Genomic DNA, 26713 nt, shown 5'->3' with positions numbered 1-26713 from the left:
ATGCCGATCTGGCGACCTTGCGATTATAAGCCCGTGCGTTACGACGCGCTGCGGGGCTCGGGTTGCTGTTGCAGCGGCGGCTGCATCGAGCGCAGGTCTTCCTCGCTGATGTACTCGAACATTTTCACCACGCGCATGACGCCCGATACGCCCTGGGCCACGTCGGCGGCGATATTGCCTTCGCGCTGGGTCACGAGGCCCAGCAGGTAGACGGTGCCGCGTTCCGTGACGACCTTGAACGACGTGGCCGAGACGGTTTTCTTGTCGGCCAGGCTGAGTTTGACCTTGCTGGTGATCAGCGCATCGCTGGCGCGCGACGTGTAGCTCGACGGGCCGGCGATCGCCAGTTCGTTCATGACGCCTTCGACGCCGGTGATGCCGCGCACTTCGTCCTCGACCGCGCGTTTCATCGCCTCGTCGCGCACTTCGCCGGTCAGCAGCACCTTGCGGTTGTAGCTGTTGACGTTGACGTGGCCGGCGTCGCCGACGATGTCGCCCAGATGCGTCGCGGCTTTCAGGTCGATGCCCTTGTCCTCGGTCTGGGCACCCAGCGTGCGGCGGTCGGCCGTGGCGACGGCGCCGCCGACGGCACCGGCCGCCACGACGGCCACGCACCCTTGCAGGGAAGACAGCAGGGCCACGCACAGCACGGCCTTCGACAGGGGACGCAGCATGGCGCCGGCGTTAAATTGCATCTTCTTCTCCGAACAGGGCGACGTCCAGGCCGTCGCAGATACTGTGGATCGCGACCAGATGCACTTCCTGGATGCGGGCGGTGCGGGAATGCGGCACGTTGATGTGGACGTCGGCGTCGGTCAGCATCTGCCCCAACTTGCCGCCATCCTTGCCCGTCAGGGCGACGATGCGCATCTCGCGTTCCAGCGCGGCTTCGACGGCGGCCAGCACGTTGGCCGAATTGCCGGACGTCGAAATCGCCAGCAGGATGTCGCCGGCCTGGCCGAACGCTTGCACCTGCTTGCTGAAAATTTCGTTGAAACTGTAATCGTTGCCGACGGCCGTGATGATCGACGTGTCGGTGGTCAGCGCGATGGCCGGCAGCGGAAAGCGCTCGCGCTCGAAGCGGCCGACCAGTTCGGCGGCGAAGTGTTGCGCGTCGCCGGCCGATCCGCCGTTGCCGCAGGCAAGAATCTTGTTGCCGTTGGAAAGCGCATTGAACATCAGCTCAATCGCTTGAGAAATCGGTTGTGCGAGGAGAGTCGCCGACTTCATCTTGAGTTCGGCGCTTTCCTGGAAGTGGGCGAGGATGCGTTGAGTATTCATGGTCGAAGATTATAGTGCAGTGGCAATGCCCGGCGATCAAGCCCAGCAAAAAATGCTTACACTTCAATGGCGTTCCTTAACCAATCGACATGAGAGCCGTCGATGGCGATCACGTCGATCCGGCAAGGGGGCAGGCGGTCGAACCGCTGTAAATAGAACTGGGCGGCGCGGATGACGCGGCGGATTTTCGCCGGGCCGATGCTCGCCGCGGCGCTGACCTGGGCGCCCGCCGCGCGCTGGCGCACCTCGACGAACACGAGCGCGGCGCCGTCGCGCAGGATCAGGTCGATTTCCCCGAGCTTGCAGCGGAAATTCGCTTCGATCAGAACGAGACCGTGGCGTTCAAGATACGCCAGCGCCACATCTTCCCATTGCTTCCCCTGTTCCTGCTTGCGCGACAGGCGCGTTGGCCACATGTCAGCGTTCCCTGTCCACGGGCTCGAACGCGCCGGCGTGGACGACGACGGCCGCCTCGCGCCGCTGCAATCGCAAGCGGCCGCCGGGGCCGGGGCTCACGTCGAGCCGGCCCGTGACGCCGTCGATGCCGAACGGCGCGCCGTCCCGCAGCGCCAGCTCGCGCGCCACGCGGAAGGCGTCGATGCCGAGCGCGTACAGACGGTCCATGTCGAGCGGCTGGTCCGTGTCCAGCGGCCGCGGGTAGACCATCACGGCCGGATGATCGGGCCGCACGATCCACGGCAGGTCGAGGAGGCGCACGCCGTCGAAGTCCGGGGCGCCCGGTTCTGCCGTGCGGCCCGGGTTCGCCGTGCCGCCGCCGTAGCAGGGGATCGCGGCCCCGGCCACGGCGCGCACGGGACGCAGCGCGGCGCTGTCGAGCGCGGCGAACAGCAGGTCGGGCGGGTCGATCTCCAGCCTCTGCTTCAGTTCCCCCATCGCGGCCTTGCCGGCGGCGCCGGACGGCACGGGGAAGCGCTGGTCCGTGTGCCCCAGTTCGGTCCAGCGCGCCTCGAACGCGCCGGCCGCGCGCTGGGCCCAGGCCGCGCCGCCCGTCAGGATCAGCGCGCGGCCATGCGGATGCTCGCGCGCGGCCCATTCGGCCACCTGGCGCGCCTCGTCCTCGATCGACAGGCCGGCCACGAGCATCCCGCGCGGCACCGCCGCCCGGTCTTCCGGCATGCTCAGCGCGACGGTGGGCCGCGTGACGGCGTCGCTGTCGGCCAGCGCGGCGACGGCGGAGCGCGCCAGCGGCCCGACGATGACGTCGCTCGCCACCGCCGCGCGCGCGTAGGCATCGAGCACGTCGCGCGGCGCATCGCCCGTCGCGACGACGTCGGCCTTGAAGCCGGTGCCGTCCCGTGCCATGCCCGCCATGAAGCCGGCGCGCACGGCCTCGGCGGCCGGCGCGAGGGTGCTCGAACGCAGCGGCAGCAGCAGCGCGATACGGATGGGCGGGCTCGACGGCGGCGGCGGCGGGGCCGGCTCGTTCGTCGGCGGCTTCGCGCGCCGCGGCTGGATGGCAGGATCCAGCATGGCGAGGGCGACGGGCGCGTGCGCACTTGTGTTTGTGTCCATGGACGCGCACAATCGCTGCGGCCCGGCGCACGGCATGCCGGCAAGAGCCTGGCCGCCCGCGCCCAGCGCAAGCAGCACAAGGCAGAGCGCCTCGAGAATGTTCATCCGCATCCGATCCCCAACATGACAGAAACCCAGTCCAGCCAGATCGCCCAACTGCCCGTCATGGGCGAGGCCGCCCAGCAGTCCTATCCTAGCGCAACGCTTTACGTGGTGGCCACACCCATCGGCAACGTCACCGACATTACGCTGCGCGCCCTGCACGTGCTGCAGCTGGCCGACGTCGTCGCCTGCGAGGACACGCGCAAGACGGGTGCCCTGCTGACGCGCTTCGGCCTCAATAAACACATGATCGCCGCGCACCAGCACAACGAGCGCGAGGTGGCCGAGAAACTCGTCACGCGCCTGCGCGCGGGCGAGCGCGTGGCGCTTGTGTCGGATGCGGGCACGCCGGCCGTGTCCGACCCGGGCGCGCGCATCGTCGACGCCGTGCGCGCTGCCGGCCTGCACGTCGTGCCCGTGCCCGGCGCCTCGGCGGCCATCGCGGCGCTGTCGGCGAGTGGCCTCGTGCACGACCGCTTCTATTTTGTCGGCTTCCTGCCCGCGAAGGCGAAGCAGCGCGAAGCGGAACTGGCCGCGCTCAAGTCCGTGCCGGCGACGCTCGTGTTTTATGAGGCACCGCATCGCATCACGGACTGTGTGGAATCTCTCGCGGCCGCGTTCGAGCCGGCGCGCCAGGTCGTGTTCGCGCGCGAACTCACCAAGTTGTTCGAGGAAATCCACCGCTGCCCGCTCGCCGAGGCCCTCGCCTGGGTCAAGGCTGACGCCAACCGCGAACGGGGCGAGTTCGTCGTGCTGGTCGAGGGCGCGCGCGCGGACGACGACCAGGGCGACGTCGAGGCGGAGCGCGTGCTGCGCATCCTGCTGGAAGACTGTTCGGTGAAGCAGGCGGCCGCGCTGGCGGCGCAGATCACGGGGAAGAAGAAGAACGCCTTGTACGAGCGGGCGTTGCAGATCAAGGGCGACGAGTAGGCGAACTTACCACTTGCACCCGCTGTCCTTCTTGTCCATCGCCAGGAAGATCGGCGCCAGCAAGCCGCCCGGCACGCCGTCCTTGCAATCGGGCCGCTTGGCCGACTTGATCGCCCGTTCGAACTTGTTTTCCGTTTGCAGCGGCGGCTTGGGCAGGCGTTCGAGCGCCGTGCCCACCTTGTCCGGATCGGGTTCGTTGGCCAGCTTCGTCGCCATGCCGCGCGCCAGGCTGCGGGCGGCGTCGACGTCGAAGTGCCGCGTCGGCGCGGGCGCGGCGGGCGGCGCGGGCGTTTCCGGCGCCGGTTTGACGGCAAAGGTTTCCTCGGTCGACTGGCGTCGTTCCGGGGCCACGGCGATCACCGGCCGGGTTTTATTACGGGCGGGACGCCGCGCACGGGGCACGGGCGGCGCCTGGGCCGGTTCGATTGTCGCAGGCGGCGGCGCGGCCCGCAGGCGGATCGTGAGCCGTTCCTGCGGCGCGGCGGGCAAGGTCGTGACGGGCTGGCGGTAGAGCGCGAGCAGCAGCGCATGGGCGGCCAGCGACAGCGCGATGCCGGCCGCGATGCGGTTGACCTGCTTGCGGTCGGGAAGCGCGACCCCGGTGCCGCGATGGTCGAAAGAGTCGATTGCAAACGTCACGTCTTCACCTTGGTCAGCGATAAAACCACGGATGCCGGCGGTTTCCTTGACCGGGATGGCGCCCGGACGGTATGATGGCTGTCTTCGGAGTGTAGCGCAGCCCGGTAGCGCATCTGGTTTGGGACCAGAGGGTCCAAGGTTCGAATCCTTGTACTCCGACCAGTATAGCAAGAGGCCGGCGAGAGATCGCCGGCCTTTTTCAATTCCGCGTTACATCGCCCGCTTTGCCAGCAACGCATTGCCCGCCCGGCTCACGCCTTTGCGTCCCAGCTGCTGCGCAATGAATTGTCCCGCATCCACGACCACGTCGAGATCGATGCCAGTCTTGATCCCGAGCCCATTCAGCATGTAGACCACGTCTTCCGTCGCCACGTTGCCCGTCGCGCCCTTCGCATACGGGCAGCCGCCCAGGCCCGACACGGACGAGTGGAAGATCGCGACGCCCAGTTCCAGGCTGGCGTAGATGTTGGCGAGTGCCTGGCCGTAGGTGTCGTGGAAGTGGCCGGAGATGCGCTCCAGCGAGAACGCGCGCGCCGCCGTTTCCATCACGGCCTGCGTCTTGCGCGGGGTCGAGACGCCGATCGTGTCGGCGATGTCGATCTCGTCGCAGCCCAGGTCGCGCATGCGGGCGACGACGTCGGCGACGGCATCCAGCGGCACCTCGCCCTGGTACGGACAGCCGAACGCGCAGCTGATGCTGCCGCGCAGGCGCAGGCCGTGGTCCTGCGCGGCCCTCGCCACGGATTCGAAGCGGGCGATGGATTCCGCGATCGAGCAGTTGATGTTCCGCTGCGAGAACGCTTCCGACGCCGAGCCGAAGATCACGACTTCGTCGGCCCGTGCCGCCAGCGCCGCCTCGAAGCCCTGCATGTTCGGCGTCAGCGCGGAATACAGCGTGCCGGGACGGCGGGCGATGCCGGCCATGACCTCGGCGCTCGTCGCCATCTGCGGCACCCACTTGGGCGAGACGAACGACGCCGCCTCGATATTGGCGAAGCCGGCGCGCGACAGGCGGTCGACCAGTTCGATCTTGACGCTTGCTGCCACCGCTTCCTGTTCGTTCTGCAGCCCGTCGCGCGGGCCCACTTCGACAATTTTGACTTGTTTCGGCAGTTGCATGTGCATGTTGGTTTCCTAGTAGCCGCGGGCGCGGTCGACGATGTCGTCGATGGCCTCGCCCCGTTCCAGCTTGCCGATCTTGGCGGCGATCTGGCGCACCGCCTCGTCGCGCAAGGTGAGGGCCGAGATGTGCGGCGTGATGGTGATGCGCGGCTCGTTCCAGAACGGATGCGGGGCCGGCAACGGTTCGTTGCGGAATACGTCCAGCGTGGCGCCCGCGATGTGGCCGGAGCGGATCAGCGCCATCAGGTCCGGCTCCGCCACCAGCGCGCCGCGCGCCACGTTGATCAGGTAGGCGCCCTGGGGCAACTGCGACAGGCGCGCGCGGTCGAGCAGGTTCGTCGTTTCCGGCGTGAGCGGCAGCATGCAGACGAGGACCTGGGTGCCGGACAGGAAGTCGTCGAACGCCTCCATGCCGGCGAAGCACGCGACACCGGGCAGGTCCGGGACCGTGCGGCTCCAGCCGCGCACGGGAAACCCGAGCTGGCGCAGCGCGCGCAACACGGGCAATCCGAGCTTGCCGAGGCCCAGCACGCCGACCGTGAAGTCGGCCTTGCGCCGGCGCGTTTCCAGCGGGTTCCAGATGCCCTGGCGCGCCTGCTGCTCATAGTCGTCGAAGCGGCGGAAGTAGCGCAGGGTCGCGTACACCACGTATTCCGCCATCTGCTCGGCCATGCCCGCGTCGCCCAGGCGGACGATGGGAACCGGCGGCAGCGCGTCGCCGAATTTCAGCAGCGCGTCCACGCCGGCGCCCATCAGGAAGATCGCCTTCACGTGGGCGAGCTGGTCGAGCAGGCGGGGCGTCGGCGCCCACACCACGGCGTAATCGCAAGGCGCCATTGACGCCAGCGACATGTTGTCGTGCCACACGACCATCTCCGCGCGCGGCAATGCATCGGAAAAATCACGGACCCACGGCTCGATGACGCCGTCGCCCCGGTACAGCAGTATCCGCATGTCTTGTCTCCTAATTTTTATGGATTGCGTTTGCTGTCTCGTTGGTTGTTTGATGCCGCGGGTGTCGGTGAAACATGGTGGGCGGAGGGCCGCCCACTCTACGCTCACCTACGCCGCGGCTTTGAATGCCAATAACGGTGCGCCGTCCGCGACCTGGTCGCCGACCTGGTACAGCACTTCCTCGACCAGGCCGTCGCTCGGCGCGGCAATCGTGTGTTCCATTTTCATCGCTTCCATGATCACGAGCGGCTCGCCTTTCTTGACGTGTTGCCCGCCGGACGCGATCACCGCCACCACCTTGCCCGGCATCGGCGCCGTCAGGCGGCCGTCCGCCGTTTCGTGTTCGCCCGCATGCGCGAGCGGATCGTTCCATTCCAGCACGTGGTGCAGCCCGCCCGTGAAGACGTGCAGCGTGTCGCCGGCGCGCCGCACCGTGCCCTGGATCGCCTGGCCGTCCAGGCGGATCGCGTAGCGGCCGTCGTGCCGCGACACGAGCGCCAGCGGGTGCGCCTTGCCGGCCGCTTCGAGCGTCCAACCATGTGAATGATAGGCCATGTCGATTGCATAGACCTTGCCCTGTGTCGTGGCCGCGTACTCGTCGCCGAACGCCAGGCGGCGGCGGTACGTCCCGTTCATGCGCCAGCCGTGTGTGCTGCGCCAAGGGTCGGCGGCGTTGCCGGCCGGATGTGCGCCCGCCGACGTTTCTGCACCGACGAGGGCGACGGCCGCCAGCGCCAGCGCGGCCAGCGGCGCCGGGCCGGCCGGCGGGAACAACGTGGTGGCGTTGCGTTCGATCAGGCCCGTGTCCAGGTCCGCGTGCGCAAAGGCATCGCCCTCGACGAGGCGTTTCAGGAACGCGATATTGGTCGCGAGACCGACGATGTGGAATTCGGACAGCGCCTGCGCCATGCGCGCCAGCGCTTGCTCCCGGTCCGCGCCCCATACGATCAACTTGGCGATCATCGGGTCGTAGAACGGCGAAATCGCATCGCCCGCGCGCACGCCGGAATCGATGCGCACGCCGGCGGGATCGCCGCCGCCGTGGCTGCCCAGTTCGAACGCGACGTGGGCCGGCGTGTCCATGCACTGCAGCGTCCCGATCGACGGCAGGAAACCCTTTTCCGGATTCTCCGCATACACGCGCGCCTCGATGGCGTGGCCGTGGATCGCCAGCTCATGCTGTTGCTTCGGCAACGGCTGGCCGGCCGCCACGCGCAACTGCCATTCGACGAGGTCCGTGCCCGTGATGATCTCGGTGACGGGGTGCTCGACCTGCAGGCGCGTATTCATCTCCATGAAGTAGAACGTGCCGTCCTGGTTGGCGATGAATTCGACGGTGCCGGCGCCGACATAGCCCACCGCGCGCGCGGCGGCGACGGCCGCCTCGCCCATCGCGGCGCGGCGGTCCAAAGGCATGCCGGGCGCCGGCGCCTCTTCCAGCACTTTCTGGTGCCGGCGCTGCACGGAGCAATCGCGTTCGTGCAGGTAGACGCAGTTGCCGTGCGTGTCCGCGAACACCTGGATCTCGATGTGGCGCGGGCGCGTGAGGTATTTTTCGACGAGCACCTTGTCGTCGCCGAACGAGGAGATGGCTTCGCGCTTGCACGACGCGAGCGCGGCCTGGAAATCCTCGGACCGTTCCACCACGCGCATGCCCTTGCCGCCGCCGCCGGCGCTGGCTTTCAGCAGCACCGGATAGCCGATGCGGTTCGCTTCCGCCTGCAGCAGTTCCGGGTCCTGCGCGTCGCCGTGATAGCCCGGCACGAGCGGTACGCCGGCGCCTTCCATCAACTGCTTCGCCGCGGACTTCGATCCCATCGCGCGCATCGAGGAGCCCGGCGGGCCGATGAACACGAGGCCGGCGGCCGCGCAGGCTTCCGCGAATTCGGCATTCTCGGACAGGAAGCCGTAGCCCGGGTGGATCGCCTGCGCGCCGGTGGCGAGGGCCGCGGCGATGATCTTGTCGCCGCGCAGATAGCTGTCCTTGGCGGCGGCGGGGCCGAGCAGGATCGCTTCATCGCAGACCGCCACATGCTTGGCGCCGGCGTCGGCTTCCGAATAGACGGCAACGGTCTTGACGCCCAGGCGGCACGCGGTGGCGGCGACCCGGCAGGCGATTTCGCCACGGTTGGCGATGAGGATCTTGGTGAACATGGTGTCTCGTCTGTTTTATGTGTTGTGGGATCGGCTTGTGGCCTGATGAATCGATAAAACTTGGCTCGTGGCCTGACAGCGTTTGCGTAGGGTGGGCACCCCGTGCCCACCAGACGTATGCGGTACGGTAACGCATGGTGGGCACGTTTCATTCGAGGCCCCCGGCCTCGAATGCCCACCCTACGGTTCTTAACAGCCGCAGCTTTCCTTTTGCACCGATTCCAGCGTCGCCGAGCGCGTCTTGAGGCCCAGCTTTTCCAACAGCTTGCGGTCGTCGTCCGCTTCCGGATTGTCGGTGGTGAGCAGCTTGTCGCCGTAGAAGATGGAATTGGCGCCGGCCATGAAGCACATCGCCTGCACGGCTTCGCCCAGCTCGCGCCGGCCGGCCGACAGGCGCACGCGCGCCTTCGGCATCGTGATGCGGGCGACGGCGATCGTGCGCACGAATTCGATCGGGTCCAGCGGCGGCAGGCCGTGCAGCGGCGTGCCTTCGACCTGCACGAGGTGGTTGATGGGCACCGATTCCGGATACGGGTTCATGTTCGCCAGCTGGGCGATCAGGCCGGCGCGCTGCGCCCGCGTTTCGCCCATGCCGACGATGCCGCCGCAGCAGATCTTCAGGCCGGCCGTGCGCACGCGGCCCAGCGTGTCCAGGCGGTCGCGGTATTCGCGCGTGGAGATCACGTCGCCGTAGAAGTCCGGCGCGGTGTCGATGTTGTGGTTGTAGTAGTCCAGGCCGGCCTGCTTCAGTTGCTCGGCCTGGCCTTCTTCCAGCATGCCGAGGGTGGCGCAGGTTTCCATGCCCAGCGCCTTCACGCCGCGCACCATGGCTTCCACTTTTTCCATGTCGCGCTCTTTCGGGCTGCGCCACGCGGCGCCCATGCAGAAGCGGGTCGCGCCCTTGGCCTTCGCTTCGCGCGCGGCGTCCAGCACCGTGTCGAGGTCGAGGATCTTCTTCGCCTCGACGCCGGTGTCGTAGCGCGCGGCCTGCGGGCAGTAGCCGCAGTCTTCCTCGCAGCCGCCGGTCTTGATCGACAGCAGGGTCGCGAGTTCGACGTCGCCGTCGGGGAATTCGGCGCGGTGCGCCTGTTGGGCGCGGAACATCAGCTCCGGCAGCGGCAGCTCGAACAGCGCGAGCACGTCGGCCAGCGGCCAGGTGGCGTCCTTCGGCAGGGAGGCCGGCGTGGCCGGCGGGTGGAGGGTGACGACTTGGGTCATTGCGGATTCCTTGTTTTGGTTAGGCGCGCTTGGCCGGCCATCCCGGCAGGTTCGCGAGCTCGATATGGGCGGCAGCGGCAGCCGCCGAAGGTTCGGTCAGACGGGGCACGCGGCCGAGCAGCGGCGCGGGCAGGCGGCGTGCGAGCTCCGCGACGTTTTCGTCGGCGAAGCGCATGTCCGGATCGACCTGGTTGGCGACCCAGCCCGCGAGCACGAGGCCACGCGCGACGATCGCCTCCGCCGTCAGCAGCGCGTGGTTGATGCAGCCCAGGCGCATGCCGACGACGAGGACGACGGGCAGCCCCAATTGTACGGCCAGATCGGCGCTGTCGAAATCCGGCGAGAACGGCACCCAGAAGCCGCCCACGCCTTCGACGACGGTCGCGTCGGACGCGCCCAGGATCTCGGCATACGCGGTGATGATGGGCACGGGTTCGATGGTCACGCCTTCCAGGCTGGCCGCGATGTGCGGCGCACACGGTTCGCGCAGCATGTACGGTGTGGTGATCCGCTGCGGCAGCAGCACGTTGCCGGCCGCGCGCAGCATGGCGGCGTCGTCGTTGTGCAGCATGCCGTCGCGCTCCTCGGCGCCGGCCGCGATGGGCTTCATGCCGCATGCGCGCACGCCCTGCTGCACCAGCTTGTGCAGGATGGCGCTGGAGATCAGTGTCTTGCCGATCTCCGTGTCCGTGCCCGTCACGAAGCAGGCGAAGCGGGTCGGCACGCCTTCCGCCGCGAGCGGCGCGGGGACCGTGAGGGGCGCCGGCGCCGCGGCGGCGGCCGGGATGGCGGTGCCGATGGATGCGCCGCCCGGTTGTTCGGGATCGTTGAGGGTCATGCCCGCGTCCTTTCCAGCTGGTTGAGCGCAGCCGTCAGCTGCGCGACGTCTTGTTCGGTATGCGCGGCGGACAAGGTCACGCGCAGGCGCGCCGTCCCCGCCGGCACGGTCGGCGGACGGATCGCCGGCACCCACAGGCCCTGTTCGTGCAGGCGGGATGCCGCCGCCATCGCTTCGTCGTTGGCGCCGATGACGATGGGCTGGATCGCCGTCGTCGACGCCGGGCGTTGCCAGCGTTCGAGCCGCAGGCCGTCGTCCAGCTGCGCGATCAGCGCGCGCAGGTGCGCGCGGCGTGCGCGGCCCTCGTCGCTGTCGATGATGTCGACGCTGGCGAGCAGCGCATGCGCGAGCGCCGGTGCGGCGGCCGTCGTGTAGATGTAGGGCCGCGCGCGCTGGATCATCAGCTCGATCACGTCCTCGTGCGCCGCGATGAACGCGCCGCCCACGCCGGCCGCCTTGCCGAGGGTGCCGATGTAGACGAGGTGCGGGGACCGCAGGTCGAAATGCTCGAGGGCGCCCCGTCCGCGCTCGCCCAGCACGCCGAAGCCGTGGGCGTCGTCCACGACGAGCCAGGCGCCGTGGCGTTCGCACAGGTCCAGCAGGGCGGGCAGGGGCGCCAGGTCGCCGTCCATGCTGAACACGCTGTCCGTGGCGACGATCTTCACGGGTGCGGCGCTCGCGGCGAGTGCGGCGTCCAGCGCGGCCACGTCCCCGTGCGGGTACACGGTCACGCCCGCGCGCGCGAGGCGGGCGCCGTCGATCAGCGAGGCGTGGTTCAGCGCTTCCGAAAAAATCATCGCGTCGGACGTAGCGCCGAGCCCCGTCAGCGCGGCGAGGTTCGCCATATAGCCCGTGCAGAAGTACAGCGCCCGCGCGGATTCAAGGTGGGGCGCCTCGAACGCGGCCAGGCGCTCTTCCAGCTGCGCGTGGGCGCGGCCGTGTCCCGACACGAGGTGCGACGCGCCGCTGCCGGCGCCGTACAGCGCCGCGCCCTCGCGCAGCGCTGCCACGACGCGCGGATGTGCCGCGAGGCCCAGGTAGTCGTTGCTGCAGAACGCGAGCAGCTCGCGGCCGTCGACGACCTGGCGCGGCGCGCAGGGCGTGTCCGCCGTGCGCCGGCGGCGGGTCAGGCTGCGGCTTTCCAGTTCGTCCAGTTGGGCGCGGACGTTATCGATCAGGTTCATCGTCATTCCGCGATCACCGTTTCGAACACCTTGCGCGTGCGCGCGGCCAGGCCCGCGATGTCTTCCTCGTCCAGCACGTATGGCGGCATCAGGTAGACCGTGCGGCCGATGGGGCGCAGCAGCAGCTCGTTTTCCACCGCGCTCGTGAAGAAGCGGCGCGCGAACGTCGAGGCGCGCTGCGCATCCGGCTCCACCGCGTCGAACGCGAGGATCATGCCGCGCTGGCGGAAGTGCGTCACGCGCTTGTGGTCCAGCAGCGGGGCCAGTTCCGTCATCAGGCGCGTGGCCGTCGCGCGGTTCCTGGTCAGGACGTCGTCGTCCTGGAAGATCTGCAAGGTGGCCAGCGCGGCGCGGCAGGCCAGCGCGTTGCCCGTGTACGAGTGCGAGTGCAGGAAGCCGCGCGTGATGTCTTCGCTGTAGAACGCCTCGTAGACCTTGTCGGTGGTGAGCACGAGCGACAGCGGCAGGTAGCCGCCGCTGATGCCTTTCGAGAGGCACATGAAGTCCGGCCAGATCGCCGCCTGTTCGCACGCGAAAAAGGTGCCGGTGCGGCCGCAGCCGACCGCGATCTCGTCGGCGATCAGGTGCACGTGATACTTGTCGCACAGCTCGCGCAGGCGCTGCAGGTACAGCGGGTCGTGCATCGCCATGCCCGTCGCGCACTGCACGAGTGGTTCGACGATGATGGCCGCGATCTTGTCGCCCCGCTCGGCGAACAGGGCTTCCACGTCCCTGGCGGCGCGCAGCGCGACGTCCTGCGCGGACTCGCCGTCGGCGGCGTTGCGCGCATCCGGCGACGCGACGGTGCGGGCGGCGCGCAGCAGCGGGCCGTAGGCGTCCTTGAACAGCGCGACGTCCGTGACGCCCAGCGCGCCGACGGTCTCGCCGTGGTAGGAACCTTGCAGGCAGACGAATTCCTGCTTGTCCGCATGGCCCGCGTTGCGCCAATAATGAAAACTCATCTTCAGCGCGATTTCGACGGCCGACGCGCCGTCCGACGCATAGAACGCGTGGCCCAGTGCGTGACCCGTCAGGGCGGCCAGCCGCTCGGACAATTCGATCACCGGCTCGTGCGTGAAGCCCGCGAGCATCGCGTGTTCGAGCTTGTCCAGCTGATCCTTCAAGGCCGCGTTGATGCGCGGGTTGGCGTGGCCGAACAGATTCACCCACCACGAACTGATGCCGTCCAGGTAGCGCCGGCCTTCATGGTCGTACAACCACGGCCCCTTGGCGTGGCTGACGGCGATCAGCGGCACCTCTTCGTGGTGCTGCATTTGCGTGCATGGATGCCAGACGCTGCGCAGGCTGCGCGCGATCCAGTCGTTGGAGGTGGTCTGCTTCAACATTCAAATCCTGTCGGTGATGCTAATCCAGCCATGACGGCCGGCGTTTTTCAAGAAAGGACGCGACGCCTTCGCGGCCTTCGAGCGAGGCGCGGATGCCGGCGATGCGCGCCGCCGTGTCGTCCAGCAGCGCTTGCGTCACGGGCGCGCCGGCGACTTCGCGCACGAGCCGTTTCGCTTCGCGCACCGCGTTCGGGCTGTTGTTCGCGAGGGCCTGCACGATGCCGGCGACCTTCGTGTCGAGGTCCGCGGCCGCCACGATCTCGTGCACGAAGCCGATGCGGTGGGCTTCGCGCGCATCGAAACGCTCGGCCGTGAGGAAGTAGCGGCGCGCGGCCTGTTCGCCCATCGCCTTGATCACGTACGGCGAGATCGTCGCCGGGATCAGGCCCAGCTTGACTTCCGACAGGCAGAAGTTCGCCGTGTCGACGGCAATGGCGATGTCGCACGCGGCCACGAGGCCCATGCCGCCCGCGTAGCAATCGCCCTGCACCTTCGCCACGACGGGTTTCGGGCACAGGTAAATCGTGCGCAACATGTCGGCGAGGCGCATGGCGTCGGCGCGGTTTTCGCTGTCCGAATACCCCGCCATCTTCTTCATCCAGTTCAGGTCCGCGCCGGCGCAGAACGCGGGGCCGGCCGCGGCGAGCACGATGGCGCGCACCAGTTCCTTGCGCCCCAGTTCGTCGAAGGCGAGGGCCAGTTCGGCGATGCTTTGTTCGTTGAACGCGTTGCGCAGCTCCGGGCGGTTGAGCGTGACGTGGCCGATTTGATCGGTGATCGCGACGGTGAGGGTCTGGTAGTCCATGTCTCGTCTCCTCACATGCGGAACACGCCGAACTTCGTGTCCTCGATCGGCGCGTTCAGCGCGGCCGAGAGACCCAGGCCCAGCACCATGCGCGTATCGGCCGGATCGATCACGCCATCGTCCCACAGGCGCGCGGTGGCGTAGTAGGGGTGGCCCTGGTGTTCGTACTGTTCCTTGATCGGCTGCTTGAACGCGGCTTCCTCGTCCGCGCTCCACTGGCCGCCTTTCGCTTCGATGCCGTCGCGCTTGACGGTGGCGAGGACCGATGCCGCCTGGTCGCCGCCCATCACGGAGATGCGCGCGTTCGGCCACATCCACAGGAAGCGCGGAGAGAATGCTCGGCCGCACATGCCGTAGTTGCCGGCGCCGAACGAGCCGCCGATGATCACGGTGAACTTGGGAACGGACGCCGTCGCGACCGCCGTCACCATCTTGGCGCCGTTGCGGGCGATGCCCTCGTTCTCGTACTTGCGGCCGACCATGAAGCCCGTGATGTTCTGTAAAAAGACGAGCGGGATCTTGCGCTGGCAGCACAGTTCGATGAAGTGCGTGCCCTTCAACGCGGATTCCGAGAACAGGATGCCGTTGTTGGCGATGATCCCGACCTTCATGCCGAAGATGTGGGCGAAGCCGCACACGAGCGTCGTGCCGTAGCGGGCCTTGAATTCGTCGAAGCAGCTGGAGTCGACGATGCGGGCGATGACTTCGCGCACGTCGAACGGTTTCCTCGTATCGACCGGGATGATCCCGTACAGTTCTTCGGCCGCGTATTTCGGTGGTTGTGCCTCGATCGGCGCGCCCTGCTGGGGCTTGGTGCGGTTCAGGTTCGAGACGATGGTGCGCGCGAGCGCCAGCGCGTGCGTGTCGTTCTGCGCCAGGTGGTCGGCGACGCCGGAGAGCCGCGTGTGCACGTCGCCGCCGCCCAGGTCCTCGGCCGTGACGACTTCGCCCGTCGCCGCTTTGACCAATGGCGGACCGCCCAGGAAGATCGTGCCCTGCTCCTTGACGATGATGGATTCGTCGCTCATCGCCGGCACGTAGGCGCCGCCCGCCGTGCACGACCCCATCACGACGGCGATCTGCGGAATGCCTTTGCTCGAGAGGTTGGCCTGGTTATAGAAGATGCGGCCGAAGTGGTCGCGGTCGGGGAACACGTCGTCCTGGTTCGGCAGGTTGGCGCCGCCCGAGTCGACGAGGTAGATGCAGGGCAGGTTGTTCTGCTCGGCGATCTCCTGCGCGCGCAGGTGCTTCTTGACCGTCATCGGGTAGTACGTGCCGCCCTTGACGGTGGCGTCGTTACAGACGATCACGCATTCCTGGCCCGCCACGCGGCCGATGCCCGTGATGATGCCGGCGGACGGCGCCGCACCGACTCCATCGTCACCCTTGTACATCGCCCACGCGGCCATCTGGGAGAACTCGAGGAACGGGGTGCCCGGATCGAGCAGCTGCTGCACGCGCTCGCGCGGCAACAGCTTGCCGCGCGCGACGTGCTTGGCACATGCGGCCTCGCCGCCGCCCTTGGCGATCTGCGCCACCTTGGCGCGCAAGTCGTCGACGAGGGTTTGCATGGCGGCGGCGTTGGCTTTGAAGTCTTCGCTGCGCGGGTTGAGTTTCGTGTCGATCTGGGGCATCGGATCCTGTCTCCTGCTGGTCGCGGCTCGTGGCGCGGTTTTATTCAGGGAAACTGCCGTCCACATAGAACCATCGCATCTTGCCGCCCACGGCGGGATCCGGCTCGCGCACGAACCGGCTGACTTCATGCAACCGGTGCGCGCGGCCGTGAACCCGGAAGCGGGCGACGAATTCGACGGTGTCCTCGTTAGGATTGTCCGGCAGGTCTGCTTTACGTTGACGTAAACGTAAAGCAGATTTTATCTCAAGTCCGAGCCACTGAACTTTTTGATTCGGGTCGATGATGGGTTCGGGCGGCAGCGTGCTGGGATGCCAGGTGGCACGCAGGTAAGCCTCGTCCCGCATCACGAACGCGGTGTAGCGGGATCGCATCAGCGCTTCGGCCGTCGGCGGCAGTTCCGCGCCGGCGATGAAGGGGCCGCAGCAGCGCATGATCGACGGACCACCGCAAGGACAGGGGAGAGGCTTCGCAGGAGTAGACATGGCGGCAATTATCCGCCATTTCCTGCATCAGGGTGAGCGGGGCATGATGCAGGATAAGAGAAGATGGATGGGCGTTAATGCATCTGTGCAGATCTTTTGCCGAAAATAAATGAACTGCCCATTAAATGGGCGGAGAAATATTTTGGTTGCGCCGAAAAGTGATGCAAGAATGGCACAAACCGGCTGTCAGACTCTCTGAACGCTGAAGGAGGCGCCATGTCCGCAATCCGCAAGCTATTTTTTGCCGCCGCGCTCATGAACGTCGTGGCCACGGCCGTTGCGGCCGAGGTCACGGTCGACAAAGACCCGCCCGAGCACGCGCAGCCGCACTTTTTCGAGCGCGTGCAGGCGGGCGACCTGGCCGGCGCCATCGCGCGGCGCGGCGAACCGGTCGACGTCAAGCCGGGCCAGTACCACTTGCGCGTCCCTTGCGACAGCATGAAGGCGGGTAGCTTCGTCGACATCACCGTCACCATCGACGATCACAGCAAGACCCGGCTGCGGCTGGAGGAGTGTGGGGTGAAGGTCGAGAGCCGCTAGGGCGGAGAGGGCCGAGGTTGTGCCGCGCCTATCATTTACCGTTGGTGAAGCGGCACCATGCCGGTTTGAGCGTCGCGGCATTCTTGCACGCGTCGACCGCGACGATTCCGCCGCCGGGGCTGCTCGATAGTCCGGCAGTCGACGTTGCCTTGCCTGGGTTGCCTCCCTTGGCCGCAGGTCGGGCCGGGGTAAAGGCACCGCTGGCCACGGCCAGGCCGTTCCGAAAGGTCGCCTCCAGGCGGCCCTCTCGCGTCGTCAGCGTACCTTGACCGTTCGGGGTGGCGTTGACGACGTCACCGTCGTATGACTTCATCTTGCCTGGCGAAAAGGTCATGTTTCCTCTGCCGGACGCATAGCCGTTGGCGAAGTCGCCGTCATACAGGTCGCCGCGCTCGCTCCTCAGCGTGCCGTGGCCCGATGGCAGACCGTCCTTGAATTCTCCTGCGTAGGAGGAGCCGTCCGGACGCAGCCAGGTGCCTCTGCCTTCCGGCTTCCCATCGCGCACCGGTCCGGTATAGATGTCGCCGCTCTTGAAACTCAGGCCTGTCGCGGTCGGGGTTGCTTCTGTCAGGTCCTGGAGGAGTTCGAGGTTTTCCAGCAGTAGGACGTCGAACGGTCGTTGCCCTTGGGTATTGAATGCGACGGCGCTGCGGATACTCAAGAGTGCCGGCCATAATCGCTTCTTGCGCAGATAAAGGTCGGCCAGGGCGCGGAATAATTCGGGGCGTCGCTCGTAGATGACCGCCGTATCGACGGCGGCGATGCCCTCGTCGACCGGATCCAGTTCCGGCACGGCGGCGTAGAGGTAGCCAAGGCCGGTGTAGGCGCGCGGGTTGAACGCGCTGGCGGCGATCGATTTGCGATACAGCCCGCGTGCCTGGTCGACGCCCGCTTCCCATCCCTTGCCGCCTTTGGCACGGTATCGGATGGTGCCGTTCGCAAGGATGTCGGCGTGTAGCGCCAGCAGGCGTGGATTGTCGGGGGAACGGCGTTCCAGTTCCTCGACTTTCGCCAGGGCATCGCGCACGGTCATGTGCCCAAGCTGAAGCTCGAGGTCGAGTGCCTGCGCGTCCGGGTCGTTCGGGTTGGCGGCGAGATTGGTCGCGATCAACTCCTTGGTCGCCGCGCTGCCCGACGGGATGAAACGCGGAACGACGTCGGCGAGCACGGCAAGGGCCGCCGCGCGGTCGATCGACGTCACCTTCACCGCGAATGTGGGGAGGTTCAGGCCATCCGGCCCGATGTCGAATCCCCGCCGGACTATCTTTTTCTCCACGTAGTCGCGCAATGCCGCGTCAAGCTGAAAAAAGGTCTGCTTGAACGCGATCAGTACGGCTTGTTCCTGCGACAAGCCCATATTGTACAGACGCAGGTAACGTGCCAATTGCCGGCGCAGTTCGGGTGTGGAATTGAAATAGTGGATGGCAAAGCGTGCCCGGCTGTAAAAACGCGCATTTTCCCGTTTGTCGAAATCGGAAATGCCCTGATTCAGCTTGGTGCGGCTGAACAGGAAGCGCGTGTCGAAGTCGATATGACCGTACTTGTCGAACAGGTTCAACTCCCGCCCGTAGCCCCGGCTATGGTCGCCGAACCACACCTTGCCATCTTCGATTTTCATCGACGACCAGTATTCCGACATGCCTTCGTTATACCAAAGGGGATACGCGGTCGATTCCGGGCAATACATCAATAAAAAATGGTGGTATTCGTGCAGGAAGACGGCGCGTGAATTGTCGATCCGGTCGCTCAGCCACCAGGAATCCGAAACTTTGGCGATTGCCGCATATCCCTTGCGCGACAGTTGGAACTCGCCCTCGAACTCCTTGGGTATCTGCAGCGCATCGGCATCGTCCTGTCCCACCGCCACGATGGTCAACGGCGGCCCCTCCAGCGATGTCGCGCCACGCAGACGGTTCGATATATAGCGCAGGTTTTCGAGATCGATGACCATTTGCCGGGCCACTTTTTCCGGCTGCTCCGTTACAACCCGAAAATTCGTACTACTTGCCTCGATCCATTGCTCCTTGCTGACCTCGTCGATGGTCGGCGCGGCACGGGAGGATGTGGGATCGGCCAACACGAACAATACGGCGGCCAGCGAGACGAGTCTGCGGAGCGGCATTTTATTACCATGAGGGAATATATATATATTTACATACTAACATTCCTGTGTTGCCTTGCGGACACTTTTTTTGGATAAAACCGACGCTCCTGGGCCAGCGTCAATCCATCCAACCCGAACGGCGGCACCTTCCCCCGCATCAGGTCGGCCAGCAGGCTCGCCGTGCCGCACGCAAACGTGAAGCCCAGCGGCCCGTGCCCCACGTTCAGCCACAGGTTGGAATACGGCGTGGCCCCGATGATGGGGGCGCTGTTCGGCGTCGCCGGGCGCAGGCCGGCCCAGGGGGTGATGCGCGTGTAGTCGGCCGCGCGCGGCATCGTTTCCTTGACCTGGCGCGTGAGGCTGTCCAGGCGCGCCGGATTCAGGCTCAGGTCTTCGCCGACCATGTCGACCATCGCCGCCACCCGCAGCTTGTCGCCGATGCGCGCGTACAGCACCTTCCGTTCGAAGTCGGTGACGCTGATCTCGGGCGCCACGTCGTCCTGGCGGATGGGCGCCGTCAGGCTGTAGCCTTTCAGCGGGTAGATCGGCAGGGAAATCCCGGCCGACTCCCCGAGCGCGCGGCTCTGCATGCCGGCGGCCAGCACGTACGCGTCGGCCGACAGCAACCCGGCCGACGTTTCCACGCCGGCGATCCTGCCCCCGCCGGTGACGAAGCGCCGCGCCTCGCCGTGTATGAACCCGTCGAAGCGCGGATGGGCGCCGAGGCGGTCGGCCAGCGCCACGCAGAAGGCGTAGCAGTCCGCGACGGCTTCGCCGCCGTTGTAGATGCCGCCGGCGAGCTTGTTTTCCATCGCGGCCAGCGCCGGTTCACGCGCGACGCATTCGGATGCATCCCATGCCTCGCCCGCGTCCGGCTTCGCGGCGGCCGTGTCGAACGCGGCGCGTGTGCGGTAGACGACGAGCTTGCCCGCGTCGCGCCATTGGAACGATTCCAGCGGCACGACGGGCGCCAGCGCGGCCATCGCGCGGCGCGACAGCTCGCCCAGCTCCAGCAATTTAGCCGTCGTCCTGCGGTTCACGTCGGCGCGGCAATTGGCGAGGAAGGCGGCCAGCCAGCGCCATTGGTGCCGATCGAACTGCGGCCGGAAGCGCAACGGGCCATGTTCCTGGAATAACCATTTCAAGGCCTTCAGCGGCACGCCCGCATCCGCCAGCGGCGACACGTAGCGGTAGCTCAATTGCCCGCCGTTGCTGTAGCTCGTCCCCATACCGACGCCCGGCGCGCGCTCCACCAGCGTGACGCGGTAGCCGCCCTCAACCAGCCACCAGGCCGAGGTCAGGCCCACCACGCCGCCGCCGATGACGATTACTTGTTGCATCCGTGCACGCTTTTGATCTTGGACATGCGAAGAAGCTTAGGGGCTGGCCTTGCGCTCGGCTAATGAATGTAGAGCGGCAGGGCATAACCGCCAGTCATGTTATGACACCTTGGTACAGCGCCGTCAGGATGCGCTCCTGGAAGCGCGCCAGCGCTGAATATCTGCCCTTGTTGGCGGGCGAGAAAGGATCGGTCGAGGTGCCGCCCACCAGCGCGATCATGCCATTGCGGCGTGCCCGATCGAAGACGAACACGGACATCAGCCCGTACGCATCGCCCAGGTGCCCGACGGCCGGGAAGCCGCCGCCGTCGACGAGGCGCGTGCCGGGCGCGTCCGGGAATTGCTCGTTGCCGAGGCCCCAGCACCGGAACAGGCCGTCCGACGTGTCGCCGTTGCGGCCGTCATACGTCCATTGGCGGCTGAACATCAGGTCCAGCGTCGCCGGTTTCAACAGGCGCGGACCGCTCCCCATCAGCATGCGCATCACGACCCCCATGTCGCGCGCGCCGATGCGCAGGCCGCCCGTCGGGCTGAACGGCGTCGCGTTCGTGCCGATCACGTAATGCTCGATGGCGGCCGGCGGCTTGACGCTGTAGTCGTCGGCCTGGGCGATCCACGGGCCGTGCGGATCCCACACCTCGGTGTCGACCGTGCGCTTGCGGTACAGCGTGGCCAGGTTGGCCAGTGCCGCGGGCGGCAGTTCGGCCGGGAGGTAGCCGGCCTGCAGGCCCAGCGGATCGATCAGCAGGCGCCGCATCAGGCGGTCGAAGCGTTCGCCGGCGATGTTCTCCATCGCGGTGCCGATCACGCCCCAGCCGAGATTGCAGTAGGTGAAGTAGGCGCCCGGACCCGCGTTCGTCGCGTACATCCGGTCGTCGCCGGGCACGAGCACGTCCTTCAACGCGACCTCTGCCCCCCAGGAATAACCGCCCTCGTCGCGCAGCGAGGACGTGTGCGTGAGCAGGTGGCGCAGCGTGATTGCCTGGGCCGGGAAATGCGGATTGCGCAGCGTAAAGCCGAGATAGCGGGACACGTCGCCATCGAGGTCGACCTTGCCGTCCTCGTACAGGCACAGCAGGCCGAGCGTCGTCATCATCTTCGAGATCGACGCGATGCGGAACAGCGTGTCCGGGCCCACCGGCTTGTCCGGCAAGCCGTCGTGGCCGATGAAGCGCCGGCCGAACTGGGCTTCGTAGCGAACCTCGCCGGCGCGGATCGCGAGCACCGAGAGGCTCGCCAGTTCGCAGGCCGGATCGATGGCGATGGCGGCCAGCGCCGCGTCCAGCACCGCGGCGCGCCGGTGCGGCGGCGCCGCCAGCAGCGGTCCGGCGGCTCCCAGCAAGGCCACGCCCAGCAAATGGCGTCGGCTTCGATTCATCGTCATCCTCCCGTAACGGTATCCGGGCCAGAATACGGGCTCGTCCCGCGCCGGGCAAATACATGGACGTGAATGCCGCATAACTTTTCGGAATGACAACGGCCGATCCTTTCATGACAGGCCCGGCGGCATTGGTATTACACTGGTCATGTCCTCATCCCGATCCGCACACACACAACCGCGATGCTGAACACCGAAACCCCCGCGCCGCAACACGCGTCCCTCGATCAATACCCGACAGCCGAGCTGGTCAATGTGCTCGTCGACGACCAGTTCAGGGCCGTCGACGCCGTGCGCGCCGCCGCGCCGCGCATCGCCGCGGCCGTCACGGCCGCGCTGCCGAGGATGGAGAAGGGTGGACGCCTCGTGTATGTGGGGGCGGGGACGTCGGGCCGGCTGGGCGTGCTGGACAGCGTCGAGCTGTACCCGACCTTTTCCTGGCCGCACGAGCGCGCCGTGGCGCTGCTGGCGGGCGGGACGGAGGCGATGTTCGTTGCCGTCGAGGGGGCGGAGGACGACGTGGACCAGGGCGCGGCCGACGTCCGCCAAGCGAACGTGGGGCCGGACGACGTCGTGCTGGCCATCGCCGCGTCCGGCGCGACGCCGTACGTGCTGGGCGCCCTGCGCGCCGCGCGCGCGGCCGGGGCGCTGACGATCGGCTTCGCGAACAATCCGGGCGCACCCGTCGCCGACGAGGCCGAGATCGGCATCACGCTGGACACGGGCCCGGAAGCCATCTCCGGCAGCACGAGGCTCAAGGCGGGCACGTCGCAAAAGATCGCGTTGAACACGTTTTCCAGCGCACTGATGGTGCGCTTGAACAAGGTTTATGGCAACCTGATGGTAGACTTGAAGGCGACCAACGCCAAGCTGGTTCGCCGCGCCATCCGGTTGACGTCGTTCGCGACGGGCGCCGGCGACGAGGCGGCCGAGGCGGTGCTGGCGCAGTGCGACTTCCACGTCAAGGTCGCGATCGTGGCCTTGTCCAAGAACATCCCTGTCGAGCAGGCGCGCGCCCTGCTGGAGAGCGCGCGCGGCAGCGTGCGCGCCGCCCTGGCCGGCTGACGCGGCGCGGGCCCTTCAGCACCGCCCGCCGGCCCGACGACGAAAGAACATGCAGACTACGCAATCCAAGAACCCGTGGCTGTGGGTGCCCTCGCTGTACTTCGGCCAGGCCATTCCCTACATCGTCGCCAACAGCCTGTCCGTCATCATGTACAAGGACATGGGGCTGTCCAACACCGATATCGCGTTTTATACGAGCCTGCTGTACCTGCCCTGGGTGATCAAGCCGCTGTGGTCGCCGGTCGTGGACATGTTCGGCACCAAGCGCGGCTGGACCGTCTCGCTGCAACTGGTGCTGGCCGCCGCGCTCGGCGCCGCCGGCGCGACCCTGCACCTGCCGTCGTTCTTCATGATCAGCCTGGGCGTCATGTGGATCATGGCGTTCGCGTCCGCCACGCACGACATTTCCGCCGACGGCTTTTACATGCTGGGCCTGCGCCAGCAACAGCAGGCCGCGTTCGTCGGCGTGCGCTCGACGTTCTACCGGCTCGCGACCCTGGCCGCGCAGGGGCCGCTCGTGATCCTGGCCGGCTATCTGTCCCACTCGCTCGGTGACGTGCACCAGGCCTGGGCCATCGTGTTCTTCGTGCTGTGCGGCCTGTTCTTCGCCCTGTGCGCGTGGCACCAGGCCGTGTTGCCGCGTCCCGACGCCGACCACAAGGCCGCCGAGGGCACCAATCCGCTCGCCAACTTTTTCGCCACGTTCGCCAGCTTCTTCCGCAAGCGCGACATCTGGCTGATCCTCGGCTTCATCCTCACGTTCCGCCTGGGCGAGGCGCAGCTGTTGAAGCTGGTCGCGCCGTTCCTGAAGGACCCCGTCGGCGCGGGCGGCCTGGGCCTGACGACCGAGCAATACGGCACCGCGTACGGCACCATCGGCATCATCGCCCTGACCATCGGCGGCCTGTTCGGCGGCTGGCTGATTTCGCGGCTGGGCCTGAAACGCTGCCTGTGGCTGATGGTGGCCGGCGTGCACTTGCCGGACCTCGTGTTCGTCTACCTGTCGTCCGTGCAGCCGCAGCACTTCGGCGTCATCAGCGGCTTCCTCGCCATCGAGCAGTTCGGCTACGGCTTCGGCTTTACGGCCTTGATGATGTACATGATCATGGTCTCGGAAGGTCCGTACAAGACGGCGCATTACGCGATCTGCACGGGCCTGATGGCGCTCGGGATGATGGTGCCGGGCATGTGGAGCGGCAAGCTGCAGGAGCTGATCGGTTATCAGCATTTCTTCGTCTGGACCTGCCTGGCGACGATCCCCGCATTCGCGATGGCGGCATTGGTCAAGGTCGATCCGGAGTTCGGGAAGAAGTGAACGATCGACGCCTCGTGTCGCTCGACGCCTTCCGCGGCTTCACGATCGCCGCGATGGTGCTGGTGAATAATCCGGGCGATTGGGGCCATCTGTACGCGCCGCTGGAACACGCCAAGTGGAATGGCTGGACCTTTACCGATTGCATCTTTCCATTCTTCCTGTTCATCGGCGGCGTGGCGATGGCGTTGTCGCTGGGACGCCTGGCCGCGGCCGGTGCCGACAAGCCGCGGCTCCTCGCCAAGCTGGCGAAGCGGGCGATGCTGATCTTCCTGATCGGCTTCCTGCTCAACTTCATGCCGTATTTCAATATCGAAAAAGTGCGCATCCCCGGCGTGCTGCAGCGGATCGCGCTGTGCACCCTGCTGGCCGCGCCCATCGTCGTCTATTGCGGCTGGCGCATGCAACTGGCCGTCATCGCGGGCCTGCTCGCGTTGTACAGCGTATTGATGCTGTACGTGCCCGTGCCGGGCATCGGCGCGGGCGTGCTGGCGCCGGGGCAGGACTTCGGCGCGTGGGTCGACCGCACGCTGCTCGGGCGTCACTTGTGGGTGCAAACGAAGACGTGGGATCCGGAAGGCCTCGTGTCGACCTTGCCCGCGCTGTGCAGCCAGTTGTTCGGCGTGCTGGCCGGGCGCTGGCTCGCCTCGAGCGTGGACCGCGGCCGGCAGGTCGCGGGATTGATCGGCGCCGGCGTCGCGTGCGTCGCGATCGGCATGTTTCTCGATATCATCCTCATGCCGATCAATAAAAGCCTGTGGACGCCGTCGTACTGCTTCCTGATGACGGGCCTGGCCTGTCTCGCGTTTGCCGCGTTTTATTGGCCGCTGGACGTCAGCCCGTCCCCGCGCGTACGTACGGTTGCGGCGCGGTGGACACGTCCGTTCGTCATCTACGGCATGAACGCACTGTTCGTCTTTGCGTTTTCCGGATTTATCGCGAAAATGCTGGGCTATGTAAAATTCGCGCAGCCGGACGGCAGCCTGCGCACGCTGGGCCGGACGTTGTACGCGCCGATCGCCGCGTTGCCGATCGGCGCCGTCAATACGTCGCTGCTGCATGCCGTGTTGTTCGATGCGTGCATGTTCCTCGTCGCGTGGGGCATGTGGCGCAAACGGTGGTTCGTCAAAGTCTAGGAGTTGGTGTTGCAACCTGATCAGAAACGACGCGCATTCGCGTTCGCGGGAGTCGCCGGTGCGCTGGCGGCGGGGGGCCTCTTGTCGGGCTGCGCTACGACGCCGCCCGTGGCGGCCGACGTGCCCGCCGGCGACGCGCCGCCGCCCGCCCCGCGCGAATTCCGCGCCGCCTGGGTGTCGACCGTCGCCAACATCGACTGGCCGAGCCGGCCGAACCTCCCCGCCGCCAGGCAGCAGGCCGAAGCCCTCGCCATCCTCGACCGCGCCAAGGCGCTGAACCTGAACGCCATCGTGCTGCAGGTGCGGCCGTCCGCCGACGCCATCTACCCGTCGAAGCTGGAACCGTGGTCGGAGTACCTGACGGGCCTGCAGGGCCAGCCGCCGCAGCCGTGGTACGACCCGCTGAAATTCTGGGTCACGCAGGCGCACGCGCGCGGGCTCGAGCTGCACGCCTGGTTCAATCCCTATCGCGCCCGCCAGAACGGCGCCCGCTCGCCGGCGGCGCCCAATCACATCACGCGCACGAACCCGGCGGTCGTCAAGGCCTACGGCAAATACCTGTGGATGGATCCGGGCGAGGAGTCCGCCGTCAGGCAGACGCTGGACGTCGTGCTGGACGTCGTGCGCCGCTACGACATCGACGGCGTCCACATCGACGATTATTTCTATCCCTATCCGATCGAGGCGCCCGCGGCGACGGGCGCGGAAGGCGCCGCGCTGGAAGGCCGCAGCGCCAGGGCCGAGCTGGATTTCCCGGACGAGCCGTCGTGGCAGCGCTACGTGTCCGGCGGCGGGCGGCTCGACCGCGCGTCGTGGCGGCGCCAGAACGTCAACCGCCTGATCGAGGCGCTGTACGCCGGCATCCACCGCGAAAAGAGCTGGGTGCGCTTCGGCATCAGCCCGTTCGGCCTGGGCCGCCCGGACCGCCGTCCGCCCGGCATCGTCGGCTTTTCGCAGTACGACAAGCTGTATGCGGACGCGGAAACGTGGCTGCAGAACGGCTGGCTCGATTATTTTTCGCCGCAGCTGTACTGGGGCATCCGCCAGCCGGGCCAGGCCTACGACGTGCTGCTCGACTACTGGCTGACCCAGAACGAGAAAGGCCGCCACGTGTGGCCGGGCCTGTTCACGAGCCGCATCGGCGCGCCCACCCGCGACTATGCGCCGCAGGAAATCCTCGACCAGATCGCGCACACGCGGTCCCGTCCGAACGCGGGCGGCCACCTCCACTTCAGCATGGCGCCGCTGATGGAAAACCGCAAGGGCATCAGCGACCGGCTGCGGGCCGTGTCCTACCCCGGCCCCGCGCTCGTGCCCGCCACGCCGTGGCTCGGCAACGACGCGCCCGGCGCGCCGTCCGTCGCCGCCGTGCGCAAGGGACCGTCCGTCTACCTGAAGCTGGTGCCCGGCAAGGCCAACGCGACATATGCGATCTGGTCGCGCTTCGGCAACCAGTGGCGCTTCGCCGTCGCGCCCGCGTCGCGCGTGGACTGGGCCGTGCCCGACGACGCCAGCCTGGGCGCGGCCGATGTCGTCGTCGTCAGCGCCGTGGACCGCCTGGGCAACGAAAGCGCCCGTGTCGAGGCGTGGCGCAAGGCATAACCTTGGGTCATG

General features: G+C 67.2%; 24 protein-coding genes and 1 tRNA gene. 7 read left to right on the top strand and 18 right to left on the bottom strand.

All coding sequences use genetic code 11. The annotated features are described in order from the left end of the window. Positions 1-38 precede the first annotated feature (38 nt). The 4 genes from ISF28_RS17770 to ISF28_RS17755 are packed head-to-tail and all read right to left on the bottom strand — an operon-like array spanning position 39 to position 2814. Positions 39-695 (bottom strand): BON domain-containing protein, encoded by a 657-nt coding sequence (locus ISF28_RS17770; RefSeq protein ID WP_229519179.1) that lies wholly within the window; start codon positions 693-695, stop codon positions 39-41. Next, positions 685-1281, bottom strand: a complete 597-nt coding sequence (locus ISF28_RS17765; RefSeq protein ID WP_198118513.1) for a phosphoheptose isomerase — start codon at positions 1279-1281, stop codon at positions 685-687. Before ISF28_RS17765 ends, ISF28_RS17770 begins: the two co-directional genes overlap by 11 nt. Positions 1282-1337: 56 nt before the next feature. After that, positions 1338-1697, bottom strand: a complete 360-nt coding sequence (locus tag ISF28_RS17760) for a YraN family protein (protein WP_198118512.1) — start codon at positions 1695-1697, stop codon at positions 1338-1340. Position 1698: 1 nt separating this feature from the next. Further along, positions 1699-2814: a penicillin-binding protein activator gene (locus ISF28_RS17755; RefSeq protein ID WP_198118511.1), complete on the bottom strand. Its 1116-nt coding sequence runs from the start codon at positions 2812-2814 to the stop codon at positions 1699-1701. A 123-nt stretch (positions 2815-2937) separates the two neighbouring features. Between ISF28_RS17755 and rsmI the strand changes: the two genes are divergently transcribed. Continuing rightward, positions 2938-3846: a 16S rRNA (cytidine(1402)-2'-O)-methyltransferase gene (gene rsmI, locus ISF28_RS17750; RefSeq protein WP_198118510.1), complete on the top strand. Its 909-nt coding sequence runs from the start codon at positions 2938-2940 to the stop codon at positions 3844-3846. A gap of 6 nt (positions 3847-3852) precedes the next feature. On the opposite strand, the gene ISF28_RS17745 is transcribed toward rsmI, so the two are convergent. Next, a complete protein-coding gene (locus tag ISF28_RS17745; protein ID WP_198118509.1) occupies positions 3853-4485 on the bottom strand; it encodes a hypothetical protein in 633 nt (210 codons plus the stop codon). 85 nt (positions 4486-4570) lie between these two features. On the opposite strand from ISF28_RS17745, the gene ISF28_RS17740 reads away from it, so the two are divergent. Beyond that, positions 4571-4647: transfer RNA gene (locus ISF28_RS17740), tRNA-Pro, on the top strand. A gap of 48 nt (positions 4648-4695) precedes the next feature. On the opposite strand, the gene ISF28_RS17735 is transcribed toward ISF28_RS17740, so the two are convergent. The 10 genes from ISF28_RS17735 to ISF28_RS17690 form a co-directional block, all read right to left on the bottom strand. Beyond that, positions 4696-5604, bottom strand: a complete 909-nt coding sequence (locus ISF28_RS17735) for a hydroxymethylglutaryl-CoA lyase (protein WP_198118650.1) — start codon at positions 5602-5604, stop codon at positions 4696-4698. Between the two features lie 15 nt (positions 5605-5619). Next, positions 5620-6561, bottom strand: a complete 942-nt coding sequence (locus ISF28_RS17730) for a 2-hydroxyacid dehydrogenase (protein WP_198118508.1) — start codon at positions 6559-6561, stop codon at positions 5620-5622. A 108-nt stretch (positions 6562-6669) separates the two neighbouring features. Beyond that, entirely contained in the window at positions 6670-8715 is a 2046-nt protein-coding gene (locus tag ISF28_RS17725) for an acetyl-CoA carboxylase biotin carboxylase subunit (protein WP_198118507.1), read from the bottom strand. 189 nt (positions 8716-8904) lie between these two features. Beyond that, complete coding sequence (gene bioB, locus ISF28_RS17720) at positions 8905-9933, bottom strand: biotin synthase BioB (RefSeq protein WP_229519178.1); 1029 nt, start codon at positions 9931-9933, stop codon at positions 8905-8907. Between the two features lie 19 nt (positions 9934-9952). Further along, positions 9953-10771, bottom strand: a complete 819-nt coding sequence (bioD, locus tag ISF28_RS17715; RefSeq protein ID WP_198118506.1) for a dethiobiotin synthase — start codon at positions 10769-10771, stop codon at positions 9953-9955. Beyond that, the gene (gene bioF / locus ISF28_RS17710; RefSeq protein ID WP_198118505.1) at positions 10768-11955 is read right to left on the bottom strand and encodes an 8-amino-7-oxononanoate synthase; all 1188 of its coding nucleotides are present in this window, start codon (positions 11953-11955) and stop codon (positions 10768-10770) included. The genes bioD and bioF overlap by 4 nt, the downstream gene beginning before the upstream one ends. Positions 11956-11957: 2 nt before the next feature. Beyond that, positions 11958-13301, bottom strand: coding sequence for an adenosylmethionine--8-amino-7-oxononanoate transaminase (bioA, locus tag ISF28_RS17705; RefSeq protein WP_198118504.1), 1344 nt, complete (start codon positions 13299-13301; stop codon positions 11958-11960). A gap of 19 nt (positions 13302-13320) precedes the next feature. Next, positions 13321-14106: an enoyl-CoA hydratase/isomerase family protein gene (locus ISF28_RS17700; protein WP_198118503.1), complete on the bottom strand. Its 786-nt coding sequence runs from the start codon at positions 14104-14106 to the stop codon at positions 13321-13323. A gap of 11 nt (positions 14107-14117) precedes the next feature. Further along, positions 14118-15740 (bottom strand): carboxyl transferase domain-containing protein, encoded by a 1623-nt coding sequence (locus tag ISF28_RS17695; RefSeq protein WP_198118502.1) that lies wholly within the window; start codon positions 15738-15740, stop codon positions 14118-14120. Between the two features lie 40 nt (positions 15741-15780). Then, the gene (locus ISF28_RS17690; protein ID WP_198118501.1) at positions 15781-16224 is read right to left on the bottom strand and encodes a YchJ family protein; all 444 of its coding nucleotides are present in this window, start codon (positions 16222-16224) and stop codon (positions 15781-15783) included. A 216-nt stretch (positions 16225-16440) separates the two neighbouring features. Between ISF28_RS17690 and ISF28_RS17685 the strand changes: the two genes are divergently transcribed. Then, positions 16441-16764: a hypothetical protein gene (locus ISF28_RS17685; RefSeq protein WP_198118500.1), complete on the top strand. Its 324-nt coding sequence runs from the start codon at positions 16441-16443 to the stop codon at positions 16762-16764. A gap of 31 nt (positions 16765-16795) precedes the next feature. On the opposite strand, the gene ISF28_RS17680 is transcribed toward ISF28_RS17685, so the two are convergent. From ISF28_RS17680 to ISF28_RS17670, 3 genes are all read right to left on the bottom strand, one after another. Beyond that, complete coding sequence (locus tag ISF28_RS17680) at positions 16796-18886, bottom strand: hypothetical protein (protein ID WP_198118499.1); 2091 nt, start codon at positions 18884-18886, stop codon at positions 16796-16798. Between the two features lie 29 nt (positions 18887-18915). Beyond that, complete coding sequence (locus tag ISF28_RS17675; RefSeq protein WP_198118498.1) at positions 18916-20208, bottom strand: D-amino acid dehydrogenase; 1293 nt, start codon at positions 20206-20208, stop codon at positions 18916-18918. 94 nt (positions 20209-20302) lie between these two features. Continuing rightward, positions 20303-21586 (bottom strand): serine hydrolase domain-containing protein, encoded by a 1284-nt coding sequence (locus tag ISF28_RS17670; protein ID WP_198118497.1) that lies wholly within the window; start codon positions 21584-21586, stop codon positions 20303-20305. A gap of 183 nt (positions 21587-21769) precedes the next feature. Here ISF28_RS17670 and murQ point away from each other — a divergent pair, with 183 nt between their 5' ends. Genes murQ through ISF28_RS17650 form a run of 4 tightly spaced genes read left to right on the top strand, consistent with a single transcriptional unit; the run spans position 21770 to position 26701 of the window. Continuing rightward, the gene (gene murQ / locus ISF28_RS17665) at positions 21770-22651 is read left to right on the top strand and encodes an N-acetylmuramic acid 6-phosphate etherase (RefSeq protein WP_198118496.1); all 882 of its coding nucleotides are present in this window, start codon (positions 21770-21772) and stop codon (positions 22649-22651) included. A gap of 49 nt (positions 22652-22700) precedes the next feature. After that, entirely contained in the window at positions 22701-23966 is a 1266-nt protein-coding gene (locus ISF28_RS17660; protein ID WP_198118495.1) for an MFS transporter, read from the top strand. Continuing rightward, positions 23963-25099 (top strand): acyltransferase family protein, encoded by a 1137-nt coding sequence (locus ISF28_RS17655; protein WP_370663459.1) that lies wholly within the window; start codon positions 23963-23965, stop codon positions 25097-25099. The genes ISF28_RS17660 and ISF28_RS17655 overlap by 4 nt, the downstream gene beginning before the upstream one ends. A gap of 3 nt (positions 25100-25102) precedes the next feature. Next, positions 25103-26701 carry a glycoside hydrolase family 10-like protein gene (locus ISF28_RS17650; RefSeq protein ID WP_370663458.1) on the top strand — a complete coding sequence of 533 codons (1599 nt, stop codon included), beginning with the start codon at positions 25103-25105 and terminating at the stop codon, positions 26699-26701. The last annotated feature ends 12 nt before the right edge of the window (positions 26702-26713 follow it).

Source organism: Massilia rhizosphaerae (genome assembly GCF_016093545.1).
GTDB classification, from domain to species: Bacteria; Pseudomonadota; Gammaproteobacteria; order Burkholderiales; family Burkholderiaceae_D; genus Telluria; species Telluria rhizosphaerae.
This window is presented reverse-complemented; position numbering and strand designations above follow the sequence as displayed.